Origin of the sequence: Neisseria animaloris (assembly GCF_900637855.1) — a bacterium.
Taxonomy (GTDB): domain Bacteria; phylum Pseudomonadota; class Gammaproteobacteria; order Burkholderiales; family Neisseriaceae; genus Neisseria; species Neisseria animaloris.
Genome location: NZ_LR134440.1, coordinates 1460280 through 1482241 on the forward strand (window position 1 = coordinate 1460280; position 21962 = coordinate 1482241).

16 protein-coding genes are annotated in these 21962 nt (G+C 50.1%); 10 read left to right on the forward strand and 6 right to left on the reverse strand.

Features of this window, described 5'->3' with window-relative positions:
- The first annotated feature begins 4 nt into the window (after nucleotides 1–4).
- From polA to EL216_RS06765, 4 genes are all read left to right on the forward strand, one after another.
- Entirely contained in the window at nucleotides 5–2788 is a 2784-nt protein-coding gene (gene polA / locus EL216_RS06750; protein WP_085390003.1) for a DNA polymerase I, read from the forward strand.
- An 86-nt stretch (nucleotides 2789–2874) separates the two neighbouring features.
- Complete coding sequence (locus EL216_RS06755; RefSeq protein WP_085390002.1) at nucleotides 2875–3699, forward strand: hypothetical protein; 825 nt, start codon at nucleotides 2875–2877, stop codon at nucleotides 3697–3699.
- Nucleotides 3700–3902: 203 nt separating this feature from the next.
- Complete coding sequence (locus tag EL216_RS06760) at nucleotides 3903–4439, forward strand: hypothetical protein (RefSeq protein WP_085390001.1); 537 nt, start codon at nucleotides 3903–3905, stop codon at nucleotides 4437–4439.
- Between the two features lie 617 nt (nucleotides 4440–5056).
- Complete coding sequence (locus EL216_RS06765) at nucleotides 5057–5494, forward strand: c-type cytochrome (protein WP_085390000.1); 438 nt, start codon at nucleotides 5057–5059, stop codon at nucleotides 5492–5494.
- A gap of 145 nt (nucleotides 5495–5639) precedes the next feature.
- Here the strand turns inward: EL216_RS06765 and EL216_RS06770 are convergent, their stop codons facing one another.
- Entirely contained in the window at nucleotides 5640–6725 is a 1086-nt protein-coding gene (locus tag EL216_RS06770; protein ID WP_085389999.1) for a methyltransferase, read from the reverse strand.
- Between the two features lie 287 nt (nucleotides 6726–7012).
- Between EL216_RS06770 and EL216_RS06775 the strand changes: the two genes are divergently transcribed.
- Nucleotides 7013–8566, forward strand: a complete 1554-nt coding sequence (locus EL216_RS06775) for a family 20 glycosylhydrolase (RefSeq protein WP_197720422.1) — start codon at nucleotides 7013–7015, stop codon at nucleotides 8564–8566.
- A 125-nt stretch (nucleotides 8567–8691) separates the two neighbouring features.
- Here the strand turns inward: EL216_RS06775 and EL216_RS06780 are convergent, their stop codons facing one another.
- A complete protein-coding gene (locus tag EL216_RS06780; protein ID WP_085389998.1) occupies nucleotides 8692–8904 on the reverse strand; it encodes a cold-shock protein in 213 nt (70 codons plus the stop codon).
- A gap of 270 nt (nucleotides 8905–9174) precedes the next feature.
- Nucleotides 9175–9372 (reverse strand): hypothetical protein, encoded by a 198-nt coding sequence (locus EL216_RS06785; protein ID WP_126300850.1) that lies wholly within the window; start codon nucleotides 9370–9372, stop codon nucleotides 9175–9177.
- Nucleotides 9373–9376: 4 nt separating this feature from the next.
- Here EL216_RS06785 and lysS point away from each other — a divergent pair, with 4 nt between their 5' ends.
- Complete coding sequence (gene lysS / locus EL216_RS06790) at nucleotides 9377–10888, forward strand: lysine--tRNA ligase (RefSeq protein WP_085389996.1); 1512 nt, start codon at nucleotides 9377–9379, stop codon at nucleotides 10886–10888.
- Nucleotides 10889–11034: 146 nt separating this feature from the next.
- Here the strand turns inward: lysS and EL216_RS06795 are convergent, their stop codons facing one another.
- Nucleotides 11035–11469, reverse strand: a complete 435-nt coding sequence (locus EL216_RS06795) for a YiiD C-terminal domain-containing protein (protein WP_085390145.1) — start codon at nucleotides 11467–11469, stop codon at nucleotides 11035–11037.
- A 129-nt stretch (nucleotides 11470–11598) separates the two neighbouring features.
- On the opposite strand from EL216_RS06795, the gene EL216_RS06800 reads away from it, so the two are divergent.
- The 3 genes from EL216_RS06800 to EL216_RS06810 all read left to right on the forward strand — a co-directional run bounded on the left by EL216_RS06800 (nucleotide 11599) and on the right by EL216_RS06810 (nucleotide 14517).
- Nucleotides 11599–13026: a cryptochrome/photolyase family protein gene (locus tag EL216_RS06800; RefSeq protein ID WP_085389995.1), complete on the forward strand. Its 1428-nt coding sequence runs from the start codon at nucleotides 11599–11601 to the stop codon at nucleotides 13024–13026.
- A gap of 42 nt (nucleotides 13027–13068) precedes the next feature.
- Nucleotides 13069–13353 (forward strand): hypothetical protein, encoded by a 285-nt coding sequence (locus EL216_RS06805; RefSeq protein WP_085389994.1) that lies wholly within the window; start codon nucleotides 13069–13071, stop codon nucleotides 13351–13353.
- 69 nt (nucleotides 13354–13422) lie between these two features.
- On the forward strand, nucleotides 13423–14517 hold the full coding sequence (locus EL216_RS06810) for an FAD-dependent oxidoreductase (protein WP_085389993.1): 1095 nt from the start codon (nucleotides 13423–13425) through the stop codon (nucleotides 14515–14517).
- A 62-nt stretch (nucleotides 14518–14579) separates the two neighbouring features.
- Here the strand turns inward: EL216_RS06810 and EL216_RS06815 are convergent, their stop codons facing one another.
- Complete coding sequence (locus EL216_RS06815) at nucleotides 14580–18479, reverse strand: translocation/assembly module TamB domain-containing protein (protein ID WP_085389992.1); 3900 nt, start codon at nucleotides 18477–18479, stop codon at nucleotides 14580–14582.
- Nucleotide 18480: 1 nt separating this feature from the next.
- Nucleotides 18481–20310, reverse strand: a complete 1830-nt coding sequence (locus EL216_RS06820; RefSeq protein ID WP_085390144.1) for an autotransporter assembly complex protein TamA — start codon at nucleotides 20308–20310, stop codon at nucleotides 18481–18483.
- A 385-nt stretch (nucleotides 20311–20695) separates the two neighbouring features.
- Between EL216_RS06820 and sstT the strand changes: the two genes are divergently transcribed.
- Nucleotides 20696–21925: a serine/threonine transporter SstT gene (gene sstT, locus EL216_RS06825; RefSeq protein WP_085389991.1), complete on the forward strand. Its 1230-nt coding sequence runs from the start codon at nucleotides 20696–20698 to the stop codon at nucleotides 21923–21925.
- Nucleotides 21926–21962: the final 37 nt, after the last annotated feature.

Below are 21962 nucleotides of genomic sequence, written 5' to 3' on the forward strand. Positions count from 1 at the left end.
TACCATGTCCCAAACCCTTCTTCTTGTCGACGGCTCTTCCTATCTCTACCGCGCGTTTCACGCCATGGCACCGCTCACCGCGCCCGACGGCACGCCCACCGGCGCACTTTACGGCGTACTCAACATGCTGCGCCGCCTGCGTGCCGATTATGTGCATGACTATTGCGCGGTGGTGTTTGATGCCAAGGGCGAAAACTTCCGCCACAAAATGTATCCCGACTACAAAGCCACGCGCCCGCCGATGCCCGACGAACTTCGCCCGCAGGCCGAAATGCTGCCCGAAATGGTGCGGCTGATGGGCTGGCCGGTGCTGATTGTGCCGGATGTGGAAGCCGACGACGTGATCGGTACGCTGGCCAAACAAGGTGAGGAAGCGGGCTGGAACGTGGTGATTTCCACCGGTGATAAGGATATGGCGCAGCTGGTGTCCGAGCACGTTACCCTCGTCAACACCATGAGCAACGAAAAGCTCGACATCGAAGGCGTGAAAAACAAATTCGGTGTTCGCCCCGACCAAATCATTGATTATCTGACCTTAATCGGCGACAAAGTGGACAACGTGCCGGGCGTGGACAAATGCGGCCCCAAAACCGCCGTGAAATGGCTGGATCAATACGGCTCGCTGCAAAACGTGATGGACAATGCGTCTGAAATCAAAGGCAAAGTCGGCGAAAACCTGCAAGCCGCGCTGCCGCAACTGCCCCTGTCTTACCAACTCGTTACCATCAAAACCGATGTGGACTTGCACGGCGATCTTTCAGAGGGCCTCGAAAGCCTGCGCCGCACCACGCCGAAATGGTCGCAACTGGCAGTGGAATTCAAACGCCTCAACTTCCGCACCTGGCTGAAAGAAGCCGAAGAGCGCATGCACGAAGGCAACGGCGATTTGTTCGGCGCGGCACATATCGGCGAACAAGCCGCTTTAGCCGCAGAGAGGCCGTCTGAAAAAGAAATCGGCATCGCCCAAGCCCCTGCAACGCTGGATTATCAAGCCATTACCACCGAAAGCCAATTCGCCGCCCTGCTGAGCAAATTGTCGCAAGCCGACATCATCGGCATCGACACCGAAACTACCAGCCTCAATCCGATGGAAGCCCAGCTCGTCGGCATCAGCATCGCTTTCAAAGCAGGCGAAGCCGTGTATATCCCGCTTGGCCACACGCCCACCGCCGCGCCCGAACAGCTTGATTTGCAAGACGTATTAGGCCGTCTGAAACCCCATTTAGAGAATGCCTGTCTGAAAAAAATCGGCCAAAACCTCAAATACGACCAGCACATTTTTGCTAACTACGGCATTGCCCTGAACGGCATTGCCGGCGATGCCATGCTCGCTTCCTATATCATCGAAAGCCACTTGGGGCACGGCCTCGACGAGCTTTCCGAACGCTGGCTCGGCCTGCCCACCATTACCTACGAATCCCTGTGCGGCAAAGGCGCCAAGCAGATTTCGTTTGCCGATGTCGGCCTCGAACAAGCCACCGAATACGCTGCCCAAGATGCCGATTTCGCCCTGCGTATCGAAGGCCATCTGAAAGCACAAATGGACGAAAAACAGCTTGAAATGTATCAAAACATGGAGCTGCCCGTAGCCCAAGTGCTGTTTGAAATGGAGCGCAACGGCGTGCTCATCGACAAAAACGAACTCGCCCAACAAAGCCACGAACTCGGCACCCAACTGCTGGCGCTGGAGCAGCAAGCCTACACAGCCGCAGGCCAGCCCTTCAACCTCAACTCGCCCAAACAACTGCAAGAAATCCTGTTCGACAAAATGGGCATTCCCACCAAAGGCCTGAAAAAAACCGCGTCCGGCGGCATTTCCACCAACGAAGCCGTGCTCGAACAACTCGCGCCTGACTACCCGCTGCCCAAAATCATCTTACAAAACCGCGGCCTAGCCAAACTCAAGTCCACCTACACCGACAAACTGCCCGAAATGATCAACCCGCACACCGGCCGCGTGCACACCACCTACGCCCAAGCCGTCGCCATCACCGGGCGGCTGGCCAGCAACAACCCCAACCTGCAAAACATCCCCATCCGCACCGAAGAAGGCCGCCGCGTGCGCCGCGCCTTTACCGCTCCCGCAGGCAGCGTAATCGTGTCCGCCGACTATTCCCAAATTGAGTTGCGCATCATGGCGCATTTGAGCGGCGACAAAACCCTGATCGAAGCCTTTAAAAACGGTGAAGACATCCACCGCCGCACCGCCGCCGAAGTGTTCGGCGTCGCCCAAGAGAGCGTGAGCAGCGAACAGCGCCGCTACGCCAAAACCATCAACTTCGGCCTCATCTACGGCATGGGCCAATACGGCCTCGCCAAATCGCTGGGCATCGACAACCTTTCCGCAAAAAACTTCATCGACCGCTACTTCGCCCGCTACCCCGGCGTGGCCGACTACATGCAGCGCACCAAAGAACAGGCCGCCGCCCAAGGCTACGTAGAAACCCTGTTCGGCCGCCGCCTCTACCTACCCGACATCCACAACAAAAACGCCAACGCCCGCGCCGGAGCCGAACGCGCCGCCATCAACGCCCCCATGCAAGGCACCGCATCCGACCTCATCAAACGCGCCATGATCGCCGTCCGCAACTGGCTCGTTTCAGACGGCCTCCAAAGCAAGCTCATCATGCAAGTGCATGATGAATTGGTGCTGGAAGTGCCCGAATCGGAACTGGATTTAGTGAAAACCAAACTGCCCGAAATTATGGCAGGCGTGGCAGAAGGCATGCTGGGCGTGCCGTTGGTGGCCGAAGTGGGCGTGGGGGAGAATTGGGAAGAGGCGCATTGATTTTCAGTACTCACAATGTGTTTTCAAATACCTTTGAAATATGGCTGAATACAAATTTGTTAGATACATAACCAAGGATTTAAGAAATGGGTAACCAAAACATTCTCCCCGTAACAAAAATAAGAAAATTATGTAGAAAAATTAATGTACTGACAAAGCGAATATTCTCTAGATTGAATAGAAGTCAAAAGTTATTCTTTGTAGGAACACTATTCACAATTTATAGTTTTGTTTGGTATCCTTTCAGTCAAGAAATATGGCTACACGGGTTTTCTTTTGGCATCTTTCTTCTTTTTTTAGGAGTTATTTCAGATACATTGGTAATTTATAACAAAATTTGGTCAACCTTAATAGGAAAAGCATTTCTTCTCATTATATATGCTTTAGGAACAACAATTGCTTACGGATTATCAGGGCAAATCGTAAATGAAATAATCCAATTTGACACATCAGCAATGACAAGAACGATAAACTTTGTTGCCATATTATTAATTCCTTTATTTATTTTCATAATACTTGCTATTATTTTTGTTATTTTTGGTATTTTAGGATATTTTTATATATTATTCATTCAACTTATTAAAGACTTAAAAATTAAAATTAAATTAGAATATTATCCATGGTGGACTTTTACAATAAGGTTTATATCATACATTCTAGTATTTTCATTTACCTTTACTCTGCTGACAAATCTTCTTCCTAGTTATAGTAAATTTCTTAAAGACTATACGTCTGCGTTTATCTATTATGTAGAATCCGTACGATTTTCAAGATGTAAAAATATTCCATTAAATACAAGAGTTCTTCCAATAAATGAGAATGAAATTATTACAATAAGAAAAACAAAGGATGGTTATATATTTAATCCGATGGCTTGCAATACAAAAATTTCTTCCAAAATTAAACAATAAAAACCAATAATACATGTAAGCTTAATTGAGCTTTACAAAAGCGTAACCCAATACATTCAAAAAATAGCAAATTAAACTATATGTTCACTGCGTTATGTCTTTGGCTATCAATTTACCTAATTGTCTATAAGATATTGACTGTACTATTTGTGAGTAATTGAATAAAAATAAGGAGGAAGTATTTTAATGAAAGATATTTTGTTATGAAAAAAATTATTCACTTAAATTTTAGAATAGCACTTATTATTCTATTCATATATTTTGTCTATTTAACAGGAATATGGATTAAGGACAATTCCACTCTAGTAGTACCTGTAATTACAGCTCTAATCAGCTTAATTGGTATTATGTATGTTCAATGGCAATCTAAATCACGAGAAATTCAAGAAAGTCATCGTACAAAAAAAATTGAAGTTTATATGCTATTCTTTGACATTATTGAAGAATTTCAAGCGTCAATAAAACGTAATCAAGAAATCAACATTGATAACAAGGAACTGCAAGACAAATTTCAGAAATTGACAAGAGGATTAATTCTGTGGGCATCTGATGATGTTATTAAAGCATGGTTAAATTTTAGAAACATCTCTTCCCCAAATTCAGATTTACTTACTCCTCTACAAAAAGCAAATGACATGTATATGGCTATACGAAAAGATTTAGGACACAAAGATAATAATCTCAAAAATCTTGATTTGATTAAAATGAATTTATCTAATCCCGAAGAATTGAATCAGTAAATTTAAGATTATCAAAACTCACAGCAATCCGCAGCCTGCATGTAGGATGTGTGCCTTTGGCACGCACGCGTTGTGTGCCGATGTGAACTAAAACCGCGTGCGTGGCTATGCCACACACACTACCTACTGGTGCATTGATCGAGCCTTGAGAAGCAATAAGGCCGTCTGAAAATAAACCACCCCTTAAACTCAAGGCAATTCATTTTCAGACAACCTTCTTGTATTTCAACGATTTCGAGCGTTATGACCGATATTCGTTATAAACAGACCTGTTCGTTAGCAAGTTGCTGTCCAATGATCTCGTAATGGTGGATGAGTTTGGCTTCTGTGCCGTTCATCAATACTTCGGCGGCGCAGTTGCGGGTACTTTAGTTGCTGGCTGATATTGCAATGCCGGCAAAATAAATATCCTCCTTGCCAGCGGCACTGTATTATCCGCCGCTCGGCTTATTTTAATGAAAAAAGGCCGTCTGAAAACATGATTTTAAAACAGCCTTTTTGTAATGCTAGACGACTAACTTCAGTTAGCGTATCTTTCCATCCTTGCCGAATGTATATCGGTTTTCTTTCTAAACATTACCAATAATCTTAATTAAAAAATATTTAAGGAACACGCCATGAAAAAATGTTTTTGGGCACTATTGTGCCTTTCTCTAACCGCTCCTTTTGCTCATGCCGACGCGGGCGATATCAAGGCTCGCCAGCAGTATATGAAAGACTGGCGCGGCCTGAATAAGAAAATGGGCGCGATTATTAAAAAAAGCGATGCGCAATCTTTCCCTGCCAAAGAATTTGCTTTGCTGGCGGTGCAATTAAACGAAACGGCCAACGAGCCGTGGCAACATTATGATGCCGACAGCCAAGGTGAAGGTTCGGATGCTAAAGCGGCAGTTTGGGAAAAACCGCAGGAATTCCAAGCGGCCATCAAGCGTTTTACCGATGCGGCTGCCGAATTGGATAAAGCGGCCAAAACCGGCAGTTACGATGCGGTGAAAGTGTCTTTCGGCAAAGTGGGCCAAAGCTGCAAAGCCTGCCACGATAAGTTTAAAGACTGATTATCGGAACCCCACCCTGCTTCAATAAGAAATGCCACCTTATTTACAGAGTGGGTTTTATGGAAGAGGCCGTCTGAAAACCTGTTTCAGACGGCCTCTTCATGTCTCTCTTTATGTTTATTGGCACCTTTTAATCAAAGAGCATTCAGGCTTTACGGCATCGTAAAATGCTGTGGCCTCTGCCCAAACCGTCGTGTATTTCCGCTACTTTCAATCCGGCATCGCCCACGCAGCGGATCATGTCTTCGGAGTGGTAGAATTTGCTATTACCGTTGGCCATAGCGGTAAAATATATGCTGCTTTGGGTAAGGCAGTAGGCGGCAGTTTCGTATTTTTGCCTGTCCCAGAAAGGCTCCATGATATAGAGGTCGGTATCGGCACCCATTGATTTAGCAGCACGGCTCAAAATACTGGTTACTTCTTCTTCGGAGAAACAGTCGAGAAACTGGCTCATCCAAATCGCGTCGAAACCTTCGGGAAACGGCACGGCGGGATCAAGCAAATTGGCCGGGTGTCCGTGTATGCGCTCTGCTCCTTCTTTACCCTGCACGGCTTGGCGCATCAGGTCGAGCTGCTGCGGCAAGTCCATAATCGTTACTTCCACACCTTGATTGTAGCCCACGCATTGTAATGCCCAGCGGCCGGTGTTGCCGCCGACGTCAAGCAGTTTTGCCACCGGTTTGGCGAACACGATTTCCAATGCTTCGGGAAAGGAGTTGTCGGAATAATAGTGGTCAAATGCCAGCCATTTTTCGCGTGCGGTTTCTGGCAGTTGCGACAGGCCTTCGTAGATTGTCGGCCAGTTGCCGAACACTTTCAGTCCTTCGGGTTTGCCGTTCAGCAAAGTGGCTTCCAAATCAAACAGCCCCTGATAGCAAACTTCATGAATAAAATCCATGTTCACGCCTACCATCCAGTCTTTAATCAGAAACCAGCCTGCCTTAGTGATCAGATAACGGTCGTTTTGTGTGATAACAGTGCCGATAGACAACGAGGCTTCAAGCAACACTTGGGCGGCATAACGGCTCAGGCCTACACTTTCGGCAATTTCAGCCAATGTCATACCCTCCTGCCGCCCGTTCAAGCAGTCTAAAATGCCGAATTTGACCATCAAACGCGATACTTGAAAAACCACCGGTGCGAATGCGATTTCTTGGGCAAGACGCTGGGCCGCTTCGGCGGAAAGTTGTTCTGTGGAATACCGTTCTTCTAAAGCGGGAAATAATTTCATTATATTTTTACGTTATCTGTTGTTTAAATGGGAGAAACGACGGCATTGTATCGCAATCCGCAAGCATTAGCTGTATAGCCGAATCAGGCCGTCTGAAGCAACATTGTTTCAGACGGCCTCACGGTATCATCTCCACAATTATTCTGCGCATCTAAGCAAAATATTATAAAAATTATCGCAACTTTAAAGAGAATCAAGATATAAAATAAAATTAAACAAATCTAACGGAGCAGCCTGCATTTCGGCTCCTCTTTGTAAATAACCTCATAACATCACACGCTATAATTATGAAAAATTTTTCCGCTTCACAATATTTAAGTAAACTTGCTCTGCCTGCTTTAGCAGCCTTGGTTTCCTTTGCTAATGTCGCATGCGATGCAGCAACCGTTAAACATCAGAATATGAAAACCGCACCTAAAAAAGAAGAAATTGCCGGCAAACAAAGCGGTTTGATGCTCGATACCGCACGGCATTTTTACCCGGTGCCTGTTATAAAAGACTTCATCGACACCATCGCAGCTTCCGGCGGCAATTTCTTGCATCTGCACTTTTCCGACAATGAAAACTATGCCCTAGAAAGCAAGATACTCAACCAATTGGCGAAAAATGCCACCCAAAATGCAGAAGGTGTTTACATCAATCCCAACACCGGCAAACCGTTTTTAAGTTACCGCCAGCTTGACGAAATCAAACGCTATGCCAAATCTAAAAATATAGAACTTATTCCCGAAGTAGACAGTCCCGGCCACATGGCTGCCATTTTCCAACTGCTCGAACACCACCGCGGCAAAAATTACGTGCAGTCTTTGAAATTAAAAGATTCCGAAGACGAAGAAATTGATATTACCAACCCTAAAAGCGTTGCATTGGTAAAATCGCTGATTACCGAAGTGGCCGATGCCTTTAGCGGCAGCGGCAAACATTTCCACATCGGCGGAGATGAGTTCAGTTACAGCGCCGACAGCAACCACCAATTCATTACCTATGCCAATTCGCTGGCTGCCTTTTTGTCTGAAAAAAAACTGAAAACCCGCATGTGGAACGACGGCTTGATCAAATCCACGCTTGACCAACTAGACCGCAATATCCAAATCACCTATTGGAGCTACGACGGTGATCCCGAAAACAAAGCCACTGCTGTGCAGCGGCGTAAAATCCGCTCCAGCATGCCCGAACTGGTGGAAAAAGGTTTCGGCGTGATGAACTACAACTCTTACTATTTATACGTTGTGCCGAAACAAAATTGGGGCACTTCACACAACAGTGACTTTGCCGCACGCGATGTGTTAAAACGTTGGAATTTGGGCGTGTGGGACGGTGAAAATCATCACAACGCCATTAAAGACACCAGCAAAATATTAGGTGCTTCATTGGCTATCTGGGGAGAAAATGCCGGCTCACTCAACAGCAGCACTATTCAAAAATATACCGCGGGGCTGTTGGAGTCGGTGATATGGAAAACCCGGGGGAACGAACCCGTAACGGTTACAGGACAGAAAAGAAACGCCATAACCCACAACGCTCCTCTGTTGGAACAGGCCTATCTGGATTTAGAACAGATTAAAAACGAAACCATTGTCGATTTGAAAGTCAACAACAAGCAAACTCTGCATTTGCTTCAGGAAGCCAGCCTAAACAAGCGCAAAGGTTTGAATGTGTGGGTGAAAGGTTCGCCGCAAAGCAACGTCGTGCTCGGCAGCCAATGGCAGAAAACTGGTAAAACCACACAGAAAAACGGTGTGGATTACCATGCTTACCAATACCAAGACGCTAAATTATGGCTAGACAAAAACTTATCTATTGTCGATTCCCAATCGAAAGCCAAACGAAACGTAAACTGAATAAAAAAGCCCGGAACGTTATGTTCCGGGCTTTTTTATTCAAACTTTATCGTTGCGGGCGGCGGCAAGCTCTTTTTGCTTTTGCAGCATATAAAAAATGCGCGCCCGTCTTTGCGATGCGGCCATCAGACAGCTTTAACGTTTAATGCCTGCGGGCCTTTAGGGCCATTGCCTGCAGTGTAACTTACGCGTTGGTTTTCCTGCAAAGTACGGAAGCCGTCCGAAGCGATGGCGGAGAAGTGCACAAACAAATCTTTGCCGCCTGTTTCGGGCGTGATAAAACCGAAACCTTTACTCTCGTTAAACCATTTTACTGAACCGAATTGTTGGGTATCCATGTGTATTTCCTTAAAAAAATAAATAAACCAGTCAGAACTAAAAGCAGGGAAACTGAATACTACGGAAACACAGATGAGAAACTTGAACAGAATGCCAAACGGAATACAGAGAACAACAGAAACTAAGCAACTTCGTACCAACTAAGTATGTGCAGTATGGGGGGCATGGAGCGACAGGTCAAGAAGTTTCTGATTTATTACACAAACCGGCACTCGGTTAAATCGCGTTGCCCCGCTAAAAACGGCAAGCAGTCGGAGCGGCACGGAGCTTCAATCGCCGGCATCAAAATCGGCGGCGGCTTTCCAACCGCCCTGCCAACACCCCGCCCGAAGGCCGTCTGAAAGCACCGGCAACGTTTTCAGACGGCCTTTATCATGGATAAAAATACAGAAACCGCGTACAATAACGCCCCAAATATTCAACCGCTTCAGGCCGCAGCAAACGGCCTGCTTATTTTTGGAAAACAACACCATGAGCGAACAGAACAACCCACAAACCGAGCCGCAGCTTGACGAAAACCAAATCATCGCCCTGCGCCGCGAAAAATTAAACGAACTGCGCAAACACGGCATCGCCTTCCCCAACCAATACCAGCGCGATGCTTTCGCAGGCGATTTGCAGACGCAATACGGTTCGCAGGAAAAGGCCGAACTCGACCCGCAGGAAATCCCCGTTAAAGTGGCCGGCCGCATGATGCTGCAACGCGCCATGGGTAAAGCCAGCTTCGCCACCATCCAAGACGTGAGCGGCCAGATTCAAGTGTATGTGAACAACCAAGGCGTAGGCGAAGACGTACACAACGCCTTCAAACATTGGGATTTGGGCGACATCATCGGCGTGGAAGGCACGCTGTTCAAAACCAACCACGGCGAATTGACCGTGCGCGCATCCAAGCTGCATCTGCTCACCAAATCGCTGCGCCCGCTGCCCGACAAACACAAAGGCTTAACCGACCAAGAACAGAAATACCGCCAGCGTTACGCCGATCTGATTACCAACCAAGATTCGCGCGACACCTTCATCAAACGCAGCAAAATCATCCAAGCCGTGCGCAACTACATGGTTAACGAGCGTTATCTCGAAGTAGAAACCCCGATGATGCACCCGATTCCCGGCGGTGCCACGGCCAAGCCCTTCGTTACCCACCACAACGCGCTCGACATGCCGCTTTACCTGCGCATCGCCCCCGAGCTGTATCTGAAACGCTTGGTTGTGGGCGGTTTGGAGCGCGTGTTTGAAATCAACCGCAGCTTCCGCAACGAAGGCATGAGCACCCGCCACAACCCAGAATTCACCATGATGGAATTCTACGAAGCGTTCTGCACTTACGAGCGCATGATGGAAATGACCGAAGGCGTAATCCGACATGCCGCCAAAGAAGCGTGCGGTACCGCCAAAGTGAGCTACAACGGCAAAGAAGTGGATTTGGAAAGCCCGTTCGAGCGTTTGACCATTCTCGAAGCCATCAAAAAATACAACCCGCAATATACCGACGAGCAATTGAACGATGCCGAATGGCTGAAAAAAGAAATTGTGAAACACGGCGAAAAAATCCCGCCGACGCCCGGTATCGGCAGCCTGCAATTGGCCTTGTTTGAAGGCTGTGCGGAAAGCAAACTGTGGAACCCGACGTTTATCGTCGACTATCCGGTGGAAGTGTCGCCGCTGGCACGCGCATCCGATACCAAACCCGGCTTAACCGACCGCTTCGAGCTGTTTATCGTCGGCCGTGAGTTGGCCAACGGCTATTCGGAACTGAACGACCCCGAAGACCAAGCCGCCCGCTTTAAAGCGCAAGTGGCGCAGAAAGATGCCGGCGACGATGAAGCCATGCACTACGATGCCGACTACATCCGCGCCATGGAATACGGCCTGCCTCCCACCGGTGGCAGCGGCATCGGCTTGGACCGATTGGTAATGCTGCTCACCGACGCGCCGTCTATCCGCGACGTGATTCTGTTCCCGCAAATGCGGCCGGAATAAGGTTTGCCGTTTGTAAAGAGGCCGTCTGAAAACAAGTGCGACGCTGTTTCTGCGAAGCTAAAAGTTTTCAGACGGCCTCTTTGAATTTGCCGATACAATCAAGTAAAAACAAACAAAAGTTCAAGCGGCTTCATACCGATAACGGCCTACGCCAACACCACATACCGCCCGGCAAACTCCGCCGCCACCTCCCCTTCGCTGAACAAACGGCAGCTTACATTGATTTTTCCTTTGCCGCGCGATGCCAGCATTTTTGCACATTCCGCCCATTCCTCAGGGTTTTCCGTTTCGCATACAGCCGTCAAATCGCCTCTGGCAGGCTTCAGATAACGGGTCGAACCTTCCTGAATCACGATTTTCCCGTGGTATTCGGGAAAATTCAGATGCACCAGCGACCAAGCGCATAAAGTAGCCAGCAGTGAAATGCTGCCGCCGAAAACGGAATGGTGGTGGTTGCAGTTGGCGGCAAACGGAGCCAGCAACGCCACTTTTTCGGCGCGGCTGTCGACTACGGTCAGTTGCAGCGCGGCCGAGGCGGGAATGTTTTGATGGAGGAAGGTTTGTAGTTCGTTTGGTGTCATGGTTTTTCCAAGGCATGCGGGAAAGCGGAAATTATATCGGCCGGCAGGGTCGTCTGAAACCACCGCGATTAGATTCTTTCTGCGGTTTAGTATTACAATGCGCCTATACTTTCAGACGGCCTCTTTATTATGTCCACGCCGATTACTCTTGTTTGGTTCCGCCGCGACTTGCGCCTGTTCGACAATACCGCCCTGCAAACCGCCGTCCGCCGCGGCTCACCCGTAGCGGGCGTGTTCGTATTCGACACCGAAGCCGAAAGCACAGAGCGGCAAAACCACCGCCGCCAGAGTTTCATCTACGACAGCGTTATCGAACTTCAGACGGCCTTAACCGAAAAAAACGTACCGCTGCATATACTGCACGGCAATGCGGAAACGGAAATTCCCAAACTCGCACGGCAACTGAACGCCGCCGTCGTTATTTGTGCGGAAGACTACGAGCCGCAAGCCATAGAACGCGATAACCGCATTTGGCGCACGCTGGATACCGCCGGCTGCGAATTGGTGCGGGTGGACGACCAAGTGGTGCTGCCCAAAGCCGCCGTAATGACGCACAACGGCCTGCCCTACACCGTATTCACGCCTTACAAAACCGCATGGCTGCAAACTTACGCACAGCGTTTCGGCACATGGCAGCCCGCCGATGATTGGGCGACACTGGCGGCACTGCAAACCGGCCTGCCCGAATCCGCAAACACCGTACCGCCCGCCCCTACCCCCGATATTCTCGGCTTCGATTACCGAAGCACCATGTTCAAAGGCGGAGAAACCGCCGCACAAAGACAGCTCGGCCAATTTCTTACCCACATCGAAAGCTATCACCTTACCCGTGATTTTCCGGCCAAAAAAGGCACGAGCCAACTTTCACCCTATATCAGTTCGGGTCTGCTTTCGCCGCGCCATTTAGTGTATCTGGCACGGCAGGCCGATAACGAAGGCGCGTCGGTTTGGCTGAAAGAACTGATCTGGCGTGAATTTTTCCGCCAGTTTCTCTACCATCATCCGCAGGCGGCACAAGAAAGTTTCCGCGCCGAATACCGCGATATAGTTTGGGAAAACAACGCCGGATGGTTTGAACGTTGGAAAGCCGGCCAAACCGGATATCCGATCATAGATGCCGCCATGCGCCAGTTGAAAAACACCGGCTGGATGCACAACCGCATGCGTATGGTAACGGCGTGCTTTTTAGTCAAAGATTTATTAATCGACCCGCGTTGGGGCGAAGCATGGTTTGCCGAACAACTGGTCGATTACGATTTGGCCGCCAACAACGGCGGCTGGCAATGGGCGGCAAGCACGGGCTGCGATGCCCAGCCGTATTTCCGCATTTTCAACCCCGTGCTGCAATCGCAGAAATTCGATCCCGACGGAAAATTTATCCGCCGCCACATTCCCGAGTTGGCGCATTTGAACAAAGAAATTATTCATGCGCCGTGGCTGGTTAAAGAAAACATCGACACCCACGGCTATCCCGCCCCAATCGTCAACCATGCCGAGCAGCGCGAAAAAGCACTTGCCTTGTTTAAAAACCGAACCAAACAACCCGATGCCGTCTGAAACCGTGTTTTTCAGACGGCCTGATACTGCTGTAAAAACATCATGCCCACGCCCTATCTGCTTACCCCGCATCCTTACCGCAACCTCGCCCTCTTTACTGCCGTTGTCGGCACATTGCTGCTGTGGCGCTATGCTCAAGCGCAAGGCATGGCGGCATTTGCGGCGGTGGTGTTTCTGTTTGCCGGCGCACTGGTTGCAATTGCCGCCGTTATTCTCGCCCTACGGCAGCGCGACAGCGGCATGGTTATCCAAAACCTGCTGCTGATGCTGTGGCAGATCGGCTTTCCGCTGGCGTGGATGGCCAAACTGTATCATCAGGCCGTCTGAAAACAGGGCGGGATTATTGCAACCGGCTCGGCTCTATAACAACATACTTCTGAATATAAAGGGAAAAACATGCCCAATATTGCCATACTCGGTGGCGGCTTGTGCGGCCGTCTCACCGCCTTGCAACTGGCCCGATACGGTTTTCAGACGGCCTTATTCAACAAAGGCACCCGCGCAGGCGAGCAAGCCGCCGCCCATATTGCCGCCGCCATGCTCGCACCTTTGGCCGAATCGATAGAAGCCACACCCGAAGTGATTGCCTTGGGCAGGCAGAGCCTTCCTCTGTGGCGCAATATCTTAGGCCGTCTGAACACGCCCGTATTCATGCAGCAGAACGGCAGCCTGATCGTATGGCACGGGCAAGACAAACCGCTGGCCGTGCAGTTCGAGCAACATTTGCGCCGCGCCACCGGTTCGCCCCATCCCGCCGAACACTGGCAGGCTGCCGAAATCGCCGTCCACGAACCGCAACTGGCCGGCCGTTTTCAGACGGCCTTTTACTTGCCCGAAGAAGGCCAGCTCGACAACCGCCAAGTGCTGAACGCCTTGGCCGACGCACTCGAACAGCAAAACGTTGCCTGCCATTGGCAGCATGAAACCGATGCTGCCTCATTGCACCAAAAGTTTGACTGGGTAATCGACTGCCGCGGCTTCGGGGCGCAACAAGCGTGGAACAGGCCGTCTGAAAACCGTAGCAGGCTTCGCGGCGTGCGCGGCGAAGTCGCCCGCGTATATGCCCCCGAAATCACCCTCAACCGCCCCGTGCGGCTGCTGCATCCGCGCTATCCGCTCTACATCGCGCCGAAAGAAAACCACGTGTTTGTTATCGGAGCCACCCAAATCGAAAGCGAAAACGATGCACCCGTCAGCGTTCGCTCCGGCTTGGAACTGCTTTCCGCCCTCTACGCCGTTCACCCCGCATTCGGCGAAGCACACATTCTCGAACTGGCTGCCAACCTGCGCCCTACGCTTAACCACCACAACCCCGAAATCCGCTTCAACCGCAACCGGCGGCTGATCGAAATCAACGGCCTGTTCCGCCACGGCTTCATGATTGCCCCTGCCGTTACCGCCGCCGCCGTACGCCTTGCCGTTGATTTGCTGCAAGACAAGAGGCCGTCTGAAAAAGATGTAGAAAGCGGGCTGGTTTATATTGAGGAATAAAAGTAAACCAAAAAGGCCGTCTGAAAAGTGATTTTCAGACGGCCTTTTTGGTTTCCATCAAGCTAATCGAACCGAACGGTGTATTTCACTTCTCCCCCCCAAGATACCGAACCAACACGTGCAACAGCCTGAATCGCACGGGTAAGTTGGTAAATCATTTTTACCGATTGCTGCGCGCTGTTGATACCGTATTCGTAACCGAAATACAGCTCGTTGGTCAATTGCTTGCCCACCGTCAACACTTGCTCGGCAGGATTCAATTCACCGGTTTGGGCGTTGCGGCTACGTTTGCTGGTAAAACCGAAATCATCCACCAAGCCGAGTTTGTCGTTGATGCGGCCGGCCAAGAATGCACCTGCTGCGGCAGAAAGTGCTGCTTCATCGCCGTCGCTGCCGCTGCTGGCTCGGTTGAGAATCAGCCATGAAAGTTTGTCTTTTTCACTCATCGGCTCATTCGCCACCAGCGAAACGCGCGGATTATTGAGGCTGCCGAGCACTTCGACACCGGCACCGACAGGAGAAAGGCGGCGTTCGGCGCGGATATTGAGGTTGGGGTCCGACAAGGGGCCGACAAACGAGATGCGGCCTTTGGTAATGTCGAGGTCTTGCCCGTAAGCTTTATAGCGGCCTTTGACCACGCTTACCGTGCCGACACCCTGAACGGCTTCGCCCGGTTTGGCCAGCAGGTTCAGCTTGCCGCCGAGGGTAACATCCAAACCTTCGCCGCTGAAACGCAGGTTGTTGTTCAAATCGAGCACGAGATTCATGCTGATGGGCGTAGGCGTGGTCGGTGGCTTTTCGGGCTCGCCCAACACCACCACATCTTCGTCCAATGTAGGCATGCTGGATTTCTGGAAACCGAAATGTCCGGAATCGGCCTTCAGCGTACCGTTGAGTGAGATGCCGTTGGCTTCGGAATACAGCATTTTGGCATCGCCGCTAAGTGTTAAACGGCGGTTCGGTTTATCAAGCGTGTTGTATTTGTCGAACAACACATCCACGTCTACGTTGGGCACGGCATCGTTCATGCCGACGGTGCCTTTCAGCTCTACCGTGCCGCCGCGGTGGAAACGCAAACTGTCGATTACCCATGCTTGCCCTTGCAAACGCGAACGCAAGGTGCCGTTATCCAAGATCAAACCGAGGTCTTGGTTGCGGTAATAGAGGTTGTCGCCGTTGAGCGTGCCGTTCAGCTGGGGCTGGCCGACGCGTCCGCCGATGGTCGCCACACCAAGCAGGCTGCCGCTCAAAGTTTGACCGACCGGCAGGAAATTACGGAAGTTTTCGAGCTTGGGCGCGCTGATGCTGATTTTGCCGCTAATCGGGGCGAGCTTGATGTCGTTACCGAACTGCTGGCTGATAATCAGGCTGCCGTCGAGTTTGCCGTAACCGGTAACGCCGTCAAGCGTGCTTTCGATACGGCCGTTTTGGAAGCGGGTGTTCAGATTAAGCGCACTCAATCCGAGCATCTGCTTGCGGTGGGGCAATTGAACATCACCGCTTTGACGGCGGATATTGAAGTAGCCGCGTGCGTTTTGGCTGTACGATAAATCCCAATCGCCGCTTAAAACGAGATTATGCTGTACGGGCGGGGTATAAAAATTGTGCAATTGCGATACGGCAAGATTGGAAGCATCGCCTTTGGTGATGATGCCGTTTTTCTTATCCCAGATGAAATTCTGCAAATTAAGGCTGCCGCCCATCGCCGCCCATCGCGCCGCACTCATTACCACGCGTTCGGCTCCGGCTTCAAGCGACATGCGGTTTTGCAGCTTGAGATTGAATGCGCCGTTGATATCGAGGGTATCAACCAAGCCTTTCCATTGGTTTTTGTCGTTCAATCCCCCGTCTGCCGCAATTTCCAAACGATAGGGTTTGCCGCCCAAAGCCATACCTGCATTGCCACGTATGCTGTGACTGCGCCCCGTACCTTTGATGAAGAGGTTGACGGCATCGACAACGGTGGGCGAACTCTGCCCCGGTATCACAATGCGCTGCCCTTTCAACTCTACATTAACAGGACGGGTATAGTCAGGCGAACCCTGCAGCTTGAAATTCAAATCATTGATTTGCAATGCATTCTGTATCCGCAGGTTTCGTGCCTGCCCGCTTAAATCGGCTTCGATTTTTTTCGGTTCGCCCGAAATATAGCCTTTAGCGGTAATCAACCCGTTCAGCCCGAAGCCGAAACGGGATAAATCGGGCGCGTTGATGTCGAGGTTCAAACGGTCGCTTTTTTTGCCGAAGCTGCCGTTGGTTTTGATCACGTTGTTGCCTAACAAAATATCGGCTACGGCACGGGAAAGGTGTTCTTTTTCATACACCACGTCGGCTTTACCCTGCAACGGCACACCGGATAATGTGCTGGTGCCGAACTGCATTTTTCCTGCATATTTGTTGTTGGCGATTTCTCCGTCGAGATTTATCGTGCCGTTGACATTGCCTTCAGGAAACTGCTTGTTTAATTTGTTCGGGTTGAAGTTTGTGCTGCTTACGACGAGCTTTAACACCCGATCTTTAAAAAGTTCCAACTTACCTTCCGCATTCACTTCCCCGCCGCTTTTAGGCAAAATTTGGGCTTTTTTCAAAAGCAGGGTTTGCTGACCAAAATGCGGGTCGGTTTGCATCTGCACTTTACCTTTGGTTTGGGCGGTGCCGGTATCCAACTCCCAGCCGGTTTCAAGATTATTGAAATTACCGCCCACGGTAATGTTTCCATTGAGGCTACCTTCAAGTTTCTGTTTTAAGGCATCGGCTGCGGTAATGTTATGCAAGGCCATGGCCACAGCAAGCTGGCTGTTGGCAGTATTGACGCTGCCGCCCACATTGACTATACCATTTTGAAGCAGCTTCACGGTGGTTTCCTGTATTTTGATCAAGCCGTTTTCATTTATGGTCAACCCGCCCAGAATTTCCCGTACGGGAATGCCGTCCGCATCGACTGCAGCCGCACCTGAATTGGCCAAATCAATCGAACCTTCCAGTGCCAACCCTTCTTCAAACGACGGCACAACCGTGGCATCGAATTCGAGCATTGCTTTAGGCAGTTGGGGCAGAAACGCCCGCGGGTTGATGTTGAAGCCCTTTATCTGGATATGGTCAATTTTGTCGTTAAGTTTGGGTGCAAAGGGATGCAGCACCGATTCGGCATGCAGGCGGATATCGTCGCCGTCGAGCCGTATGTCGGTTTCCATATTTTTCAGATCGCCCCAAAAACGGGTGGTGGTATGGACTGATTTGCCGTCCAATTCGCCATCACTGTCTACCGAAGCATTCAAAGCAAACGGGCTTTTCACGCCGAGAGTGGCGCGACCGGCCGCACTGCTCCACGGAGTACTTACTTCGGCCAGCTTCAAACTATGCAATTGGTGGTTGTAGGTGTAGGTAGCGCGGATGCGGTTCAGAAAGACGGTTTGCTTGTCTTTACGCTGGCCACTGCTGATTTTGCCGGTTTCAATGCTGTCTATCGCTATTTCAAACGGTAAACTGACACTTTCAGGCAAGCCTGCAGGGGGCTGCTTTTCTTTCGGCGGCGTGGGTTTGGACACAATCTCAATATCTCCGGCGGCAATACGGCGTACATGCAGTTTTTTCCGCAACAGCTCTTGCGGCTGCCAAACAAAATCGAAGCGGCTGATGTCCACATCGGCGGCGGCGGTTTCTATACGCCACCCATCGCCGCTGAAACCATCCCAAACGGTGCCTTGCAAAGTTTTCGACGTAATATTGACACCGAACCACGACGGTATTTTATATAAACCGAAACGCAATCCCGATTCTGTCGTCAACACCCATGCAACGGTGCCGAGCAGCAACAGCAAAGCGGCCAGAAACACCAGCAGAACGGCAAACAGCACACGGCGGATTGCGCTTTTCCGAGGCTTTTCAGACGGCCTTCGAGTATCCGGCTGCCCGGAAGGTGTTTCAGACGGCCTTTGTAGGTTTTCGGTATTTTGCGTCATTTTAGAATCGTGTTCCTAAGCTGATGTGCCAACGCAGTTTTTTATCATGATGCCCGTAAGCGACATCAAACGAAAACGGTGCAACGGGGCTGAACCAACGCACGCCCACGCCCGTGCCGTGTTTGAAAGACATTCGTTTGAAGTTGCGCGCGGCATCGCCCATGTCGTGAAATAAGGCGGCAGAGAAACTCTTGGTTACCGGATATTGATATTCCAAACTTGCTACCGCCACCGCCCGTTCGGGCAGTACCGAACCGTTGGGACCGGCCAAACCGATACTGTCCAACTCGTAACCGCGTATCGACGTAGCTCCACCGGTGCGGAACTGCAAAGTGGACGGCACTTCGTCGTTTTCGCGGGCATATACATAACCTACCTGCCCGCGGGCAATAAAGGTGCCGATTTTTTTATTTTCGGGCGTGAAATAATACCCTGCCCGACCATGCGCCCTTGCAATGGTGGTAGACGATAATATTTTGCCTAGCGTGGAGCCGACTTTACCGTCCAAATAGTAACCGTTTTCAGGACGCAGCGTACTTTGGATTTCCTGCCGTTTCCACGAAGCGGTAAGCATAGTGGCATTGCTTCGACCCAAATCGTAATTGGAACCGGGTACGCGGCGGCTTTCAGTGATGTATTCGACCCCGAGGCGGGATTCGATATTATTGCGGTCGCGCACCCGCCAAATGCCGCCGGTTAAGGCATGTTTTTCCAGATTTTGGGTGGTCGAACGGGTGTAGCCGATATTGGAAGTAAAATAATGGCCATTGCTGTTTCGCGGCTGGCTGATACCGGCTGCAACGGTAGTTTCGTATTTATCCGCATCCCACACAACCGAACCGATATAGCCGCGGTTGAACAAGTTGTAGTAGTCGTATCCGATACGCCCGCCGAGACCATATTCGGAATCGTAACGCACACCGGCTTCAAGTTTGTGCCGCTTCACTTCAGATACGGCCACCTTTACCGGTACGCGGTCGCCTTGTATATTATCGAAATCGGCTTGCACCGATGCGCCGGAATAGTGCCCGTCCTGTTCCAACGCTTGCTGATAATCAAGCAGCAAATCCAAATCATAAGGCGAACCGGGCTGAAATTTCGCCATACCCCGCACTACTTTTTCGGGATAACGATCCGTACCGGTAATGTGTACGTCTCCAAAATATACGGGGCGGTTGCTTTCTACAACTACGTTCAAATCGGCGGTATTGCGATTGGGATCAATGGTGGCTTGTGTTTGCGATAATCTGGCCAGCGGGTATTTTTTGCGCACTACCGCAGACAATACCGATGTTTTACTGCTGTTCCATTCGTTTTGATCAAAATTATCGCCGACCGGAAGCGACCAGTTTTCCAACGCACTTTTATAATACTGAGCCAGATCATCGTCTTGCAGCACGTCGCCGATAATCGCCACGCCCACATTGTCGATCTTGGTACGCTTACCGGGCGTAACATTCACTACATAGCCCGCCCCTGCAGACTCGACATTTACTTTGCTGTTGAAATAGCCTTTGGTTTTCAGCATGGTCCGCACATTATCCGGCGCATCTTCCGCCAAAAAGCCGATTTGCTCCCTATCAAGCTCTTCCTCATGCTGCTGGACAATCAGTGGAAGGTGCTCTTCGAGCATGGCTTTGACTTCGTCGTTATCGGTACGGATTTCGACCGGATATTTCATCTGCAGTTTGCCGTTAGTATCTTTTTTTCCGCTGTCTTTGGCTTCTTTTTTAATAGGCACATAATCTTCAGGCACGGGTTCTGAAGCAAACACTTGGGCACAGGCAAGCGAAAGCGTGGTCAGAAACAGGGAAGTTGTGTGTTTTTTCATGGCATCAAATCGCATACTTTTCACTAAGTGTCGATTTTAGCATTATTTTCTTTAATTTCTGTTGAGATGTAGCGAGGAATCCAAATAATTATGCAAAATGCAGAATCAATAAACCGGTAATGCGGCAAAATGATACGGTCATCCGTGCCGCTCCCGATTTCCAGCCGATACGGTTTGTTTCAGACGGCCCTAAGAAGTATATTCGTCTCACTAATCATGCTAAAATATCTGTTTTTTCTGAATTTTTCTGATAATTGATAGCTTTTATTGCAATATACATCTATTTAGCGGTCTTTTATGCTGTTTTCTTTCAGACCCATTCCAGTATGGGCATTTTATTTTAAAATATTATCTTTTTTTAACATTAATATAGAAGGATGCACTCATGGCAAGCGGAAATCCGGTTGTCGATGCAGTTAACCGAATCAGTTTGGTTCAACAAATTGCAGTCGGCCTTGTTTTAGGTATTGTATTGGCGTGGCTGTCGCCATCGGCCGGTTTGGCTTCGGGCCTGCTCGGCACGCTGTTTGTAGGCGCATTGAAAGCCGTTGCCCCTGTGCTGGTGTTTGTGCTGGTTGTTGCTGCGGTTGCCCAGCATCAACGCGGCAATGAAGCACACATCCGCCCTATTCTGATTCTTTATATTATCGGCACTTTCACTGCGGCTTTTTCCGCCGTAGTGGCCAGTTTTCTCTTTCCCACTGAAATCGTGCTGGTTCATGCCGACGATGTAACTACCACGCCGCCTTCCGGCATCACCGAAGTGATGAAAGCGCTGTTGTTGAACCTGGTGTCTAATCCGATTAACGCGCTTGCCAACGCCAACTACATCGGCATTCTGGCTTGGGCTTTAGTGCTCGGTTTCGCCTTGCGCCATGCAGCGGAATCCACCCGTATTATGGTGGCGGATTTGGCTTCCGCCATATCGCAAGTGGTGAAATGGGTTATCCGCTTTGCGCCTTTGGGCATATTCGGCTTGGTGTCTTCCACCATTGCCGAAACCGGTTTTACCGCACTTGCCAGTTACGGCAAGCTGATTTTGGTGTTGGTGGGCTGCATGCTGTTTATCGCCCTCGTTGCCAATCCGCTCATTGTGTGGTGGAAAATCCGCCGCAATCCTTATCCGCTGGTGTTAACCTGCCTTCGTGAAAGTGGTATGACCGCTTTCTTTACCCGTAGTTCAGCCGCTAATATTCCTGTGAACATGGCCTTGGCGAAGAAACTCAACCTGCATGAAGATACGTATTCCATTTCTATTCCGTTAGGAGCCACCATTAATATGGGCGGTGCGGCGATTACCATTACCGTGTTGGCAATGTCTGCCGCCTACACCCAAGGCATTCAAGTGGACTTTGCCACGGCATTGCTATTGAGCTTGGTGGCAACAATAAGTGCGGCCGGCGCATCCGGTGTAGCCGGTGGCTCGCTGCTGCTGATTCCGCTGGCGTGCAGCCTGTTCGGTATTTCCAATGACGTAGCCATGCAAGTTGTGGCTGTAGGCTTTATCATCGGGGTGATTCAAGATTCCGCCGAAACGGCATTGAATTCTTCCACCGACGTGCTGTTTACCGCTGCTGCGGATTACGGCCGCCAACGCAAAGAGGGCCAGCTGTAACACTTACCGACTCAAAGGCCGTCTGAAATTTTTTCAG